The 13,006-nt window shown below is 67.0% G+C and carries 10 protein-coding genes; 3 read left to right on the top strand and 7 right to left on the bottom strand.

Going from position 1 to position 13,006, the window contains the following annotated elements; genetic code table 11:
- Window positions 1-25: 25 nt before the first annotated feature.
- Window positions 26-2,194, top strand: coding sequence for a putative bifunctional diguanylate cyclase/phosphodiesterase (locus HH308_RS04475; RefSeq protein WP_170192961.1), 2,169 nt, complete (start codon window positions 26-28; stop codon window positions 2,192-2,194).
- Between the two features lie 1,136 nt (window positions 2,195-3,330).
- Here the strand turns inward: HH308_RS04475 and HH308_RS04480 are convergent.
- The 7 genes from HH308_RS04480 to tkt all read right to left on the bottom strand — a co-directional run bounded on the left by HH308_RS04480 (window position 3,331) and on the right by tkt (window position 11,401).
- The gene (locus tag HH308_RS04480) at window positions 3,331-3,927 is read right to left on the bottom strand and encodes a TetR/AcrR family transcriptional regulator (RefSeq protein ID WP_170192962.1); all 597 of its coding nucleotides are present in this window, start codon (window positions 3,925-3,927) and stop codon (window positions 3,331-3,333) included.
- Window positions 3,928-4,006: 79 nt separating this feature from the next.
- A complete protein-coding gene (locus tag HH308_RS04485) occupies window positions 4,007-4,894 on the bottom strand; it encodes an undecaprenyl-diphosphate phosphatase (protein ID WP_170192963.1) in 888 nt (295 codons plus the stop codon).
- 40 nt (window positions 4,895-4,934) lie between these two features.
- A complete protein-coding gene (pgl, locus tag HH308_RS04490) occupies window positions 4,935-5,669 on the bottom strand; it encodes a 6-phosphogluconolactonase (protein ID WP_170192964.1) in 735 nt (244 codons plus the stop codon).
- A gap of 4 nt (window positions 5,670-5,673) precedes the next feature.
- Window positions 5,674-6,579 carry a glucose-6-phosphate dehydrogenase assembly protein OpcA gene (locus tag HH308_RS04495; RefSeq protein ID WP_170192965.1) on the bottom strand — a complete coding sequence of 302 codons (906 nt, stop codon included), beginning with the start codon at window positions 6,577-6,579 and terminating at the stop codon, window positions 5,674-5,676.
- On the bottom strand, window positions 6,576-8,117 hold the full coding sequence (gene zwf / locus HH308_RS04500; RefSeq protein WP_170192966.1) for a glucose-6-phosphate dehydrogenase: 1,542 nt from the start codon (window positions 8,115-8,117) through the stop codon (window positions 6,576-6,578). Before zwf ends, HH308_RS04495 begins: the two co-directional genes overlap by 4 nt.
- Before the next feature lie 6 nt (window positions 8,118-8,123).
- Window positions 8,124-9,242 carry a transaldolase gene (gene tal, locus HH308_RS04505; RefSeq protein WP_170192967.1) on the bottom strand — a complete coding sequence of 373 codons (1,119 nt, stop codon included), beginning with the start codon at window positions 9,240-9,242 and terminating at the stop codon, window positions 8,124-8,126.
- An 83-nt stretch (window positions 9,243-9,325) separates the two neighbouring features.
- The gene (tkt, locus tag HH308_RS04510) at window positions 9,326-11,401 is read right to left on the bottom strand and encodes a transketolase (RefSeq protein ID WP_170192968.1); all 2,076 of its coding nucleotides are present in this window, start codon (window positions 11,399-11,401) and stop codon (window positions 9,326-9,328) included.
- Between the two features lie 169 nt (window positions 11,402-11,570).
- On the opposite strand from tkt, the gene HH308_RS04515 reads away from it, so the two are divergent.
- Window positions 11,571-12,548 (top strand): heme o synthase, encoded by a 978-nt coding sequence (locus HH308_RS04515; protein WP_376767161.1) that lies wholly within the window; start codon window positions 11,571-11,573, stop codon window positions 12,546-12,548.
- A gap of 304 nt (window positions 12,549-12,852) precedes the next feature.
- On the top strand, window positions 12,853-13,006 hold a 154-nt coding region (locus HH308_RS04520; protein ID WP_211188183.1), incomplete at its 3' end, for a transposase.

Below are 13,006 nucleotides of genomic sequence, written 5' to 3' on the forward strand. Positions count from 1 at the left end.
TTCGTCAGGCGATACCAAGCAGTCGATGAAAGGCGGACGCAGCGTGCACGACGAGACCCCGAACGACGGGGCCGATGTCCCATCGTCGTCGCGGGACGTCTCCGATGCGGCCATGGTGGCGTCGCTGCGGCTAGTTGCCCATTTCGCCGCTGACGCCATCGTGGTGCACCAGGAAGGACGCATCGTCTACGCGAACGCCCTGGCCGCGGCCCTCGCGAAGGTGTCGTCGGAGGACGCGATGATCGGCGCGTCGATCATGGATTTCGTCCCACCGGACGGCGCGGCGGCGTTGTTCGAACGGCTCACCGGCATCGGACCGGAGTTGGGTGCAACGAGCGAGCCGACATTGACGACGATGCGCGACACCTCGGGCGGCGAGGTTCCGGTGCGATCTGCCACCGTGCGCACCGAGTGGAACGGCGGCCCGGCCTTTCAGACGATGTTCCGGGTCGAGTCGATCGGATTGTTCGGTTCCGCCATCCGCTTGCATCGGCCGTCGTTTCCAGACCCGATGATGGCGCGGCTGGAGTCGGTGCTGCCGTCGCTGCAGCAGGCGGTGATCGTCATCTCGGCAGACGGCATCATCGAGTTGGCCAATCCCGTAGCGGTCGCGCTGCTGTCATTGCCCGCGGAGCTGATCCCGGGCATCCGCGCCGAGTCACTCGCGATCGCCTTCCCCGGAGGAGAGTCGCCGATCGACGAGTGCCTGCGGTCCGGCGCATCCGCGACCGATCGTCGCGCCACGGTCGTCGGGCCGGTGGGCGAGCGCACCCTGTTGTGCAGCTGCCGACGACTCGACGCAGCGCCCCACTCGCCGCTGATCGTGACGCTCGTCGATGTGACCCTGCACGGCGGAGCGATCGGAGCCGAGCGCGACGCGCTGACCGGACTGACCAACCGGACCGGAGTCGTCGCCGCGATCGACGCGCTCGTCGGTGCACTAGACGGCGCGGCGGCGTCGGTGCTGATCTGTGTCATGGACGTGCGCGACCTCGCCACCGTCAACGACGTCGTCGGGCACGACGCCGGCGACCAGGTGCTACGCACCATCGGGGCACGTATCGCCGCGGTGGCTCCAGCCGGTTCGATCGTCGGCCGCACCGACGGCGACCAGTTCGCGGTGGTGACCCGGATGAGTGGCGCGGCCGCCGAGATCAGTGGACTGGTCGACCGACTCCACACCGTGGTGGTGCAGCCGATCACCTATGGCCTGCGGAGTCATCGGGTGACTGTCGGCGTCGGATTCACCACGGCGTCGGTCGACGACGCGCGGACGGCGCCGAATCTGTTGCGCGACGCCGAGGTCGCCCTGCGCTACGCCAAACGCAGTCCACGGCTCCCATTCGTGGAGTTCGAGGCCGACCAGCGCGACCAGCTGCACCGCAGGCAGCACATCGAGCACGATTTGCGCGACACCCTGCTCAAACACCCGGACCGCCTATACGTCGTCTACCAGCCGATCGTCCGATTGGGCGACCGGCGAGTGGTCGCCGTCGAGGCGTTGATCCGCTGGGAGCATCCGATCCTCGGTGTCATCGGTCCCGACGAATTCATCCCGATCGCCGAAGAGTCCGACCTGATCGAACTGATCGGCGCCTTCGTGCAGCGCACCGCGGGGCGGGAGTTCGCGGCTCGGCCGTGGACGGCCCAGATGATCCTCACCGTCAACGCCTCGCGCCGCGAACTCACCGACTGGAATTACCCCAGTCGGCTGCGAACCACCCTGCGCGACGTCGGGTTGCCACCTGCACGCCTCTGCATCGAGGCGAGTGAGAGCATGATCGCCGACGGCGGGGACGTGGTGCCCATCATCGCCGAACTCCGCAGCACCGGGGCGCTGGTCGCACTCGACGACTTCGGGACCGGGGCGTCGTCGTTGAGCCAGCTCAACGACCTTCCGCTGGACTTCATCAAGACCGCGAAGGGATTCACCGATGCGCTCGACGGCAGGGACGGCCCGCAAGCCGTGCTGGCCGCCATCGCCGCGATCGGTGTCGCCAACGGGCTTCGCGTGGTTGTCGAGGGCGTCGAGACGGCCGTGCAGGCCGCGGCCGTGGCGAAGTCGGGTGTAGCGCTCGCCCAGGGCTTTCATTTCGCCCGGCCGATGTCGCTCGACGACCTGGAGCGGCTCATCGACATCGACGCCCCCGTCGACCCCGCCGATCCGCTGGGCGGCCGCCCACTACGGCCATAGAACGACGCCTTCGTTGGTCGAGGGGGGACACGGTCCCGTCCGCTGGTTGAGCCGGGACTCGCCGACGACGGTCCCGTCTGCTGGTTGAGCCGGTCCGAGGCGTTAGCCGAGGTCCGTGTCGAAACCTCGGCGCGACGAATCAGCAACTGTCACACAGTGTTTGGTTGCGTTGACGCTGTTGGCTTGCGAGGTTTCGACGCGGGTCTGCGCTTGCGCTCCGACCCGGCTCAACCGGCGGGGTTGGCTCAACCTGGTTGAGCGACGGTGCGCCCGTCCGCTGGTTGGGCCGGGACTCGCCGACGACGGTCCCGTCTGCTCGTTGAGCCGGTCCGAGGCGTTAGCCGAGGTCCGTGTCGAAACCTCGGTGCGGCGAATCAGCAGCTGTCACAATGTGTTTGGTTGCGTTGACGCCGTTGGTTTGCGGGGTTTCGACGCGGGTCTGCGCTTGCGCTCCGATCCGGCTCAACCGGCGGGTGGTGGCTCAACCTGGTTGGCCGACTACGGTTCTCGTCCGCTGGTTGAGCCGGTCCGAGGCGTTAGCCGAGGTCCGTGTCGAAACCTCGGTGCGATGAATCAGCAGCTGTCACAATGTGTTTGGTTGCGTTGACGCTGTTGGTTTGCGGGGTTTCGACGCGGGTCTGCGCTTGCGCTCCGATCCGGCTCAACCGGCGGGTGGTGGCTCAACCTGGTTGGCCGACTACGGTTCTCGTCCGCTGGTTGAGCCGGTCCGAGGCGTTAGCCGAGGTCCGTGTCGAAACCTCGGTGCGGCGAATCAGTAACTGTCACACTGTGTTTGGTTGCGTTGAACCTGTTGGTTTGCGGGGTTTCGACGCGGGTCTGCGCTGGCGCTCCGACCCGGCTCAACCGCCGGGGTTGGCTCAATCTGGTTGACCGACGGTGGGTCCCGTCCGTTGGTTGGGCCGGGACTCGCCGACTACGGTCCCCGTCCGCTGGTTGAGCCGGTCCGAGGCGTTAGCCGAGGTCCGTGTCGAAACCTCGGTGCGATGAATCAGTAACTGTCACAATGTGTTTGGTTGCGTTGACGCTGTTGGTTTGCGGGGTTTCGACGCGGGTCTGCGCTAGCGCTCCGACCCGGCTCAACCAGCAGGGGGTGGCTCAACCAGACGAGACCCCGACTACGTCCCGACGAACACCTGCCGCGCCGCCGTCGCGATATTCGCTGCGACGCGCGCGGTGTCGCCGGTCATCACCAGGTCGCTGACGCAGGCGATCAGGACGTGACCCATGGTGAGTGCGCGGGCGTCGTCATGCCACTGCGGGTCGTCGAGGCAACCGCCGACCAGTTTGGTGAACATCGGCAGCCAGCCGTTGACGCCGGAGTCGGGGCCCGCGGCCGAGTCGGCTCGCGTGATCGGATTGAGCGCGCGCAGACCGGCCGAGAGGAGATTGCGATCTGCGGCGGCCCACTCGATGATGTTGGCGAAACCGGTGGCCACCGCCGAGGGCGTGTCCGCGGCCGGCGTCGAACGCTGGTAGTCGGCCAACCGGGTGATGGTCGCGTCGGCCCACTCCACCATCAATTCGCTGAGCAGACCCGACTTTGAGCCGAAGTAGCGATAAATGGTCACCGGCGTGGTGTGCGCCTGGGTGGCGACCGATCGGATGGTGACGCCCTCGTAGCCGCCTGCGATGGCCTGGCGTCGGGCGACCGCGACGATGGCGGCACGACGCTGGGCTGCCTCCGGCGAGGTTCTCGTCGCGGTATCGCTCACGAGGCATCAGACTAGCAGGCGTCGTAGAACGTGTTGCACCGACGAAGTTCGCCCGGTCACGACCTTCGACGACGCCGTGTCACGCGAAGTGCACGATGCTGATGACACCGGCGACGAGGCAGTAGGCCGCGAACGGGTAGAGGGTGCGGGTGTGGAAGAAGCGGGCGAGGAACGCGACGGCCGCGATCGCCGCGACGAATGCGCACACCGAACCCACCGCGACCTGACCGCCGATACCGTGACCGTCGGGCCCGAACAGCTCGGGGATCTTCAACACTCCGGCGGCGAGGATCACCGGCGTGGCCAGCATGAACGCGAACTTCGCCGCCCGCTCGTGGTCCAGCCCGGTCAGAATTCCGGCGGAGATCGTCACACCCGAGCGCGAGATCCCGGGAAACAGGGCCGCGATCTGCGAGGCGCCGATCACGGTCCCCTTGGCGTAGGTGAGGTTGGTGATCTCGCTGTCGCCGTCGGGTTCGGCGCGATGGCGTCCACCGGCGTCGCCGCGGCGTCGAATCAGTTCGGCGGCGATCAGGATCAGCCCGTTGAGGGCCAGGAAGATCGCGGCGGCCAGCGGTTTGGCGAACAATTCGCGCAGCGGCTTCTCCGCGACCAGCCCGACGATGCCTACCGGAATCGTTCCGGCGATCAGCAGCCAGGCGAGCTTGGCGTCGGCGGTGTCGACCCTGCGCCGGCGGATCGAGTCGACGAATCCGACGATCACCCTGATCCAGTCGCGCCAGTAGAAACAGATCAGCGCCAGCGCGGTGGCGACGTGCAGCGCGACGATGAACGCGAGGAACGGGGTGTGTCCCTTGCTGGCCGACTGGGTGACCAGGGTCTCCCAACTGCCGCCCAGCCAGGCGGGGAGCAGGATCGAATGCCCCAGACTCGAGATCGGGAACAGTTCGGTCACGCCTTGCAGCAATCCCATGACCACTGCCTGCGGGTATGTCAGATCCGCCAACACCATCTCCTCGTCGGTGCCCCGCGGCGTCGGCGGAGCGTCAGTCGAGCAGGCTCGCGGCTTCCTCGTCGAGGAACCACACCGTCGCTTCGGTCCCGTGTGCACCGGCGCAGGGCCAGTCCTGGGCAGCCGCGCCGGTGACGCCTGCGGCAACGGCCGATGCTCTGTCGGCACCGGCCACCAGGAACCATACCTGCCGCGAACGATTCACGGCGGGCAGCGTCAGGGTGACGCGCCGAGGGGGAGGTTTGGGCGAATTGTCCACTGAGACAACAATTTTGATCGACTCTGCGGTTGCCGGGGTGTGGGGGAACAGCGAGTTGACGTGGCCCTCGCCACCCATACCGAGCAAGTGGACGTCGAACCGCGGCGACGCCTCGCCGGGGGAGATCGCCGCCAGTACGGATGCGTAACCCGCGGCGGCGGCGTCGATGTCGTCGCCGAACTCACCGTCGCTCGCAGCCATCGCGTGGATGCGGGCCGGATCGATGTCGATGTGGTCGAACAGCGCCTCACCGGCCTGCCCGACGTTGCGGTCGGGATCGTCGGTCGGGACGAATCGGTCGTCGCCGAAGAAGAACTCGACCTTCGTCCAGTCGATCTCGGTGCTGCGCTCACGGAGCACCTCCAGCAGCGCGATACCGTTGCTTCCACCGGTGAGCACGATGAGCGCCACACCGCGAGCGGCGATCGCGTCGCTGATCGCGCCGATCAGTTGGTCGGCCGCGGCGTCGACCAGCTCGGGTTTCGTCGGGAAGATCAGCGTCGTTGCCATGAGATCACCTCTGGTTGCGGATGAGTCGGTTGGTGCCGTGCAGCGCGAGTTCATAGATCTCGTCGGAATCGAGTCGGCGCAGTTCCTCCGCGAGGCATTCGCCGGTGGTGCGGATCTGCCACGGCACCCGCCCCGGTGGGCGCCCCGGCGTCGTGACGACGGTGTCTTTGCCGTCCGCGGTCAGTGCGACCTGACCCTGCTCGCACTCGACGCTGATGACCAGCTCTCCGGTGACGCGTTCCACCGGGACGTCGAGGAGCGCCTGCAGCCAGCCGCCGAGCAGATCGAGTCCCACCGAAGGGCCGGGTGCGCTCACCCGGGCGCTGGTCGCCCTCAGCCCGTCCCGGTCGAAGACGGCGGCGAGGATCGCCCGCCACGGCGTGATCTGTGCCCAGGCGATGTCGGTGTCACCGGGGGAGTAGGACTTGATCCGCTTGCTGAGCAGCGCGGGCGAGTCGAATCGGTTGGTGCCGTCGAGGATTCGACGCTGGCTTAGCCGCCCGAGCCGGTCCTTGGCGGGATTGGCCGGCGCGGTACCCGGCCACCAGGTGACGACCGGCGTGTCGGGCAAGAGGAACGGGATCACCACGGCGTGCGCGTGATTGGCGAGTTCGCCGAACAAGTTGAGTACGACCACCTCCGACGCCCCGGCGTCGCCGCCCACGCGGATCTCGCCGTCGAGGCGCGTAGCGCCCTTGCGGTCGTCGGCGGCGACCACGATCACGCGGCACGGGTGCTCGCGACTCGCGTCGTTGGCGGCGACGATGGCGGCTTCGAGGTCGTCGCCCTTCTCCACCTTGACGATCAGGGTGAGCACTCGGCCCAGGGTCACCGCCCCGCCGGTCTCGCGCATCTTGACCAGTGTTTTCGACACTTCGGTGGTCGAGGTGTCGGGAAGTCTCTTGATCATGGTCGCCGCCAAACTCGCCCGGTGCGGGCCATCATCGCGTCGGCGCCGTGGGGTCCCCACGTACCCGACTCGTACTCTTCGGGCTTGCCACCCGCCGCCCAGCCGTCGAGCACGGGATCCAGGATCTCCCACGACAATTCGACTTCGTCGTTGACCGGGAACAGCGACGGCTCGCCGAGCAGGACGTCGAGGATGAGCCGCTCGTAGGCCTCCGGCGACGACTCGGTGAACGCCTGACCGTAGCTGAAGTCCATGTTGACGTCGCGCACTTCCATCGACGATCCGGGGACTTTCGAACCGAACCGCAGTGTGACGCCTTCGTCGGGCTGCACGCGGATGACCAGCGCGTTCTGCCCGAGTTCGTCGGTCATCGTCTTATCGAACGGCAGGTGCGGAGCACGTTTGAACACCAGCGCGATCTCGGTGACCCGACGTCCCAAGCGCTTACCGGTGCGCAGGTAGAACGGCACACCGGCCCAGCGTCGGGTGTCGACCTCCAGTGCGATCGCCGCGTAAGTCTCCGTCGTCGAGGTCGACGAGAATCCCTCCTCGTGGAGCAGGCCGCAGACCTTTTCGCTGCCCTGCCAGCCCGGGCCGTATTGCCCGCGAGCCGAATTGTCTTCCAGTGGAAGGATGTTGCGGGTCGCGGAGAGGACTTTGATCTTCTCCGCCTGCAACTGACTCGGCTCGAAGGAGACCGGCTCCTCCATGGCGACCAGCGCCAGCAGCTGCAGCAGATGGTTCTGGATGACGTCACGGGCGGCGCCGATGCCGTCGTAGTAGCCGGCGCGACCACCCAGGCCGATGTCCTCGGCCATGGTGATCTGCACGTGGTCGATGTAGTGCGCCGACCACAGCGGGTCGAACAACTGATTGGCGAACCGCAACGCCAGGATGTTCTGCACCGTCTCCTTACCGAGATAGTGATCGATGCGGAACACCGACTCCTCCGGGAACACGCTGTTGACCACGGCGTTGAGCTTGCGCGCCGAGTCGAGGTCGTGGCCGAAGGGCTTCTCGATGACGACCCGGCGCCAGTGCCCGTCGTCGGGCGCGGCGAGTCCGGATCGCTTGAGCTGACCGCAGACCACCGGGAACGCGTCCGGCGGCACCGACAGGTAGAAGGCGTGATTGCCGTCGGTGCCCCGTTGCGCGTCGAGGTCGTGCAGCGTGGCGGCGAGCCGAGCGAAGGCCTCGTCGTCGTCGAAGGTGCCCTGCACGAAGCGGAACCCCTCCGACAGCTGCCGCCACGCCTCCTCCCGGAACGGTGTGCGCGCGTGGGCCTTGACCGCGTCGTGCACGATCTGGCTGAAATCCTCTGTCGCCCAATCTCTTCGAGCGAACCCGACGAGCGAGAAACTAGGCGGCAGCAGGCCGCGGTTGGCGAGGTCGTAGATCGCCGGCATCAGTTTGCGACGTGCGAGGTCGCCGGTCACGCCGAAGATCACCATGCTGCACGGCCCGGCGATCCGGGGAAGCCGTTTGTCGCGCGGGTCGCGCAGCGGGTTGGTCCGAGTGTTGTTGCGGTTGGCTGGCATCTTCGCTCAGGAGCGGGCCGCGGTGAGTTGCTCGTCCGTGGCGGCGATGAGCTCGTTCCAGGCTTGTTCGAACTTCTCGACGCCTTCGGTTTCGAGAACCTCGAAGACGTCGGCGAGGTCGACGCCGGCCGCGGCGATGGCGTCGAACTCGGCCCGCGACGCCGCTTCGGTCCCGACGATGGACAGGTTGTTGACCCAGCCGTGGTCGGCGAAGGCCTCCATCGTCTTGCCCGGCATGGTGTTCACCGTGTGCGGGGCGACGAGTTCGCTGACGTAGAGGGTATCGGGGTAGTCGGCGTTCTTGGTGCCGGTGGAGGCCCAGAGTGCGCGTTGGGGGCGGGCGCCGTGTGCGGCCAGGTCGGGGAAGCGGGTCTCGACCTCGAACACGCGCTGGTAGGCGGCGTAGGCCAGGCGCGCGTTGGCCAGTCCGGCCTTGCCTTTGAGCGCCACCGCCTCCGGTGTGCCGATCGCGTCGAGGCGCTTGTCGATCTCGGTGTCGACGCGTGAGACGAAGAACGAGGCGACCGAATGCAGGGTCGAGATGTCCTGGCCGGCCTGGTGCGCGGCGTCGAGCCCGTCGAGGTAGGCCTCGATGACCTCGAGGTAGCGCTCGACGGAGAAGATCAGCGTGACGTTGACGCTGATGCCTTCGGCCAGCACGCGGGTGATGGCGGGCAGCCCGGCCCTGGTCGCCGGGATCTTGATGAACAGGTTGGGCCGGTCGACGATCTTCCACAGTTCGACGGCCTGCTCGACGGTGCCGTCGGTGTCGTGGGCCAGGCGCGGGTCGACCTCGATCGACACGCGGCCGTCGACGCCGTCGGAGGCCTCGTACACGTGGGCGAGGACGTCGCACGCGTCGCGGACGTCGTCGGTGGTGACCGCGCGAATGGCGGCGTCGACGTCGGCGCCGCGCAGGGCGAGTTCACTGATCGGCCCGGCATAGGTCGCGCCGTTGGACAGGGCGGCCTGGAAGATCGACGGATTGGTGGTGACGCCGACGACCGATCGGGTCTTGATGAGTTCTTCCAGGCGGCCGGTGGCGATGAGGTCGCGGGACAGATCGTCGAGCCAGACCGATACGCCTGCTTGTGACAATGCGGCGAGTTTGTCGTTCTGTGTCATGGTGGTTTCCCTTCGGCTGGGGTGGTGCCTTGTTGGGGTGGGTTACCCGGTGTGGTGGGTGGTGAATCGTCGGTCTCGTGCGGCTAGTGTCCCAGGGCGCGATGAGCTGCGGCGACTACGGCATCGGCGGTGATGCCGAACTCGGTGTAGAGGACTTTGTAGTCGGCTGAGGCGCCGAAATGTTCGAGCGACACGATCTGCCCGCCGGCGACGATCCGGTACCACGGCATCGCGATACCCGCTTCGACCGACACCCGGGGGACCGACGGCGGCAGCACCGAGTCGCGGTATTCGGGCGTCTGCTCGTCGAACCATTCGATCGACGGCATCGACACGACGCGTGCGGCGATCCCGCTCTCGGCCAATGTGTTCTGCGCCTCGACCGCGAGCTGCACCTCCGAACCGGTACCGATCAACACCACCTGCGGGTCGCCCGAGGCTTCGGAGAGTACATAGCCGCCGGCGGCGACACCGGCCAGCGAGGTACCCACCAGAACCGGGACGTTCTGTCGGGTCAGGGCCAGCCCGACCGGGCGGTTGCGGCGGCCGAGCAGGGTCTGCCACGCGTATGCGGTCTCGTTGGCGTCGGCCGGGCGCACGACGTCGAGGTGGGGGATGGCCCGCAACGCGGCGAGCTGCTCGACCGGCTGGTGGGTGGGGCCGTCCTCGCCGAGGCCGATCGAGTCGTGGGTCCAGACGTAGATCGGGTCGATCTCCATCAGCGCGGCCAGGCGCACCGCGGGGCGCATGTAGTCGGCGAACTGCAAGAAGGTACCGCCGTACGCCCGGGTCGGGCCGTGCAGGGCGATGCCGGAGAGGATCGAACCCATCGCGTGCTCGCGGATACCGAAGTGCAGGGTGCGACCGTAGGGTTCGGCCGACCACGTCGACGTGCTGATCGACGTCGGGCCGAAGGACTTCGCGCCGGCCATCGTCGTGTTGTTGGAACCGGCCAGGTCGGCGGAGCCGCCCCACAGTTCGGGCAGGATCGGTGCGAGCGCGCTGAGCACCTTGCCCGACGCGGCGCGGGTCGCGACGCCCTTGGCGTCGGGCTCCCACGACGGCAGCACTTCGTCCCAGCCCTCGGGGAGCTGATGGGCCTGCAGGCGGTCGAAGAGCTGCTTGCGTTCGGGGTTTGTCGACGCCCAGGCGTCGAAGTCGGCCTGCCAGGCGGCCTTGGCCTTGGCGCCGCGCTCGCCGAGCCCGCGGGTGTGGGCGATGACCTCGTCGGCGACGGCGAACGACTGCGCGGGGTCGAAGCCGAGGATCTCCTTGGTGGCGGCGACCTCGTCGGCGCCCAGCGCCGATCCGTGCGCCGCGCCCGTGTTCATCTTGTTGGGAGCGGGGTAGCCGATGATGGTGCGCAGCACGATGATCGAGGGACGGTCGGTGACCGCCTTCGCCGCGGTGATCGCCTCTTCGATGCCGGTCACATTCTCGCCGCCGTCGACGTGCTGCACATGCCAGCCGTATGCCTCGTAGCGTTGCGCGACGTTCTCGGTCAACGCGATGTCGGTGTCGTCTTCGATGGAGATCTGGTTGGCGTCGTAGAAGACGATCAGGTTGCCCAGCTGCTGGGTGCCGGCCAGCGACGACGCCTCCGACGTGACGCCCTCTTCGATGTCGCCGTCGGAGGCGATGACGTAGATGAAATGGTCGAACGGGCTCTGGCCGGGCGCGGCGTCGGGGTCGAACAGGCCGCGCTCGTAGCGGGCGGCCATCGCCATGCCCACCGACGACGCCAGACCCTGCCCGAGCGGTCCGGTGGTGATCTCGACGCCCTTGGTGTGGCGGTACTCGGGGTGGCCCGGCGTGAGCGATCCCCAGATGCGCAGCGCCTCGAGGTCGGCCAGCTCCAGCCCGAAGCCGCCCAGGTAGAGCTGTACGTACAGGGTGAGGCTGGAATGTCCGCACGAGAGGACGAAGCGGTCCCGGCCGACCCACTCGGTGTCGGCGGGGTCGTGGCGCAGGGTCCGCTGGAACAGCGTGTAAGCCAGCGGTGCGAGACTCATCGCGGTACCGGGGTGTCCACTGCCGCATTTCTGCACGGCGTCGGCGGCCAGCAAGCGGGCCGTATCGACAGCGCGCGTGTCGGTATCAGTCCAATCGGCCGGATGAGCAGGAACGGTCAAAGTGCGGATCTCGGCGGAATCGACCACGATGGTGCTTCTCTCCTGTGCAGTGGTGGGCCTGGCAGTATCTTCAAGCCTAGTCGGAGGTGTCGGGCCGCACTGCGCGGAGTACCGGTGAGCGTGCCCACGCGATTACGGGTGTCGTACCGCCACCGTCTACCATGCTTTGTAGTAGTTCGTCAGATGAGGAGATGTAGTGAGACTTGGGGAACGCGTGACCAGCGGGGATTCCTCGATTCCCGCAAACGCCGACCCGGCCGCTGCGGGCTCCGTGGCTTCTCGCATACGCGGGAGCGTGCTCGCCTACATCGCTCTGACGAAGCCCCGCGTCATCGAATTGCTGCTGGTCGCAACGATTCCGGTGATGTTGCAGGCACATCGCGGGCACGTCGACATCGGCCTGATCGCGGCGACCCTCGTCGGCGGATGGCTCGGCGCGGGCAGCGCCAACACGCTGAACATGGTCGCCGACGCCGACATCGACCAGAAGATGCGACGCACTCAGCGTCGGCCGTTGGCCCGACATGCGGTGAGCACTCGCAATGCGCTGATCTTCGGCATCGTGCTGGCGGTTGCGTCGTTCGCCGTCCTATGGAGTGCGGCCAACCTGCTCTCGGCCGTGCTCGTCATGGTCACCATCGCCTTCTACGTCGGCGTGTACACCCTGATCCTCAAACGTCGTACTTCGCAGAATGTGGTCTGGGGCGGCGCAGCTGGCTGCATGCCCACGCTCGTCGGCTGGGCCGCTGTCACCGGCAGCATCAGCTGGCAGCCGATCGTGTTGTTCGCGGTGATCTTCTTCTGGACGCCGCCGCACACCTGGGCCCTCGCGATGCGCTACAAGGAGGACTACAAGGCAGCGGGCGTTCCGATGCTGCCGGTGGTCGCCACCGAGATCCAGGTGACGCGTCAGATGGTCTTCTACACGTGGGCCACCGTCGTCGCGTCGCTGGTGCTGGTGTGGGGGGCGAGCTGGATCTACGCCGGCGTCGCGCTGTTCGCCGGACTGTGGTTCCTCAACCGCGTGCACAAGCTGTACCGCGACACCAAGCGCGGCGAAGAGGTGGCACCGCTGAAGGTGTTCCTGCAGTCCAACGAGTACCTGGCCATCCTCTTCTGCGGCCTGGCGATCGACGCCGTGGTGAACCTGCCGACGGTGGGCAGCTACTTCTAGCGGCGTGTCGCGGCTAGTGGTATTGATATTTTGCGCGCACCGTGCTTCGCCGCATCCTGCTGGTTGAGCGAGGCTAAGCCGAGTCGAAACCACTGTGACGCTGCGGGTTTCGTCCATTGCACGGCCGGCGGGGGTTTCGACTCGCTCCGCTCGCTCAACCGGCAGAGGAACGCAACGGTCATACAACTCTTTAAGTGCGACACCCTAGTAGTACTTTGTTAGCTCGGCGTGTCGGCTTGACACTCGAGCGCGGTCTCGAGAACCTTTGAGAGTGAAGGACAGTGAACTCGCCGATGTCCAGTCCATGCTGGAATCTTTTGTGGCTGAAGTATTTTCGTCGTTGCCTCGATCGGATCAACGGGTGAAGGCGCAGTTGTACACGCGTGGGTTGCTGATGGACGGGCAACGCAAGTCGATGCAGCCGATGGCGCACCGACTTGACGTCGATCATCAACAAT

It is taken from the genome of Gordonia asplenii, assembly GCF_012933505.1.
Classification (GTDB): Bacteria; Actinomycetota; Actinomycetes; order Mycobacteriales; family Mycobacteriaceae; genus Gordonia; species Gordonia asplenii.

What these genes read in the sequence shown, in the direction of transcription:
- HH308_RS04475 (WP_170192961.1), top strand. Translation starts at nt 26, where the DNA reads ATGAAAGGCGGACGCAGCGTGCACGACGAGACCCCGAACGACGGGGCC.
- pgl (WP_170192964.1), bottom strand. Translation starts at nt 5,669, where the DNA reads ATGGCAACGACGCTGATCTTCCCGACGAAACCCGAGCTGGTCGACGCC.
- HH308_RS04495 (WP_170192965.1), bottom strand. Translation starts at nt 6,579, where the DNA reads ATGATCAAGAGACTTCCCGACACCTCGACCACCGAAGTGTCGAAAACA.
- zwf (WP_170192966.1), bottom strand. Translation starts at nt 8,117, where the DNA reads ATGCCAGCCAACCGCAACAACACTCGGACCAACCCGCTGCGCGACCCG.
- tal (WP_170192967.1), bottom strand. Translation starts at nt 9,242, where the DNA reads ATGACACAGAACGACAAACTCGCCGCATTGTCACAAGCAGGCGTATCG.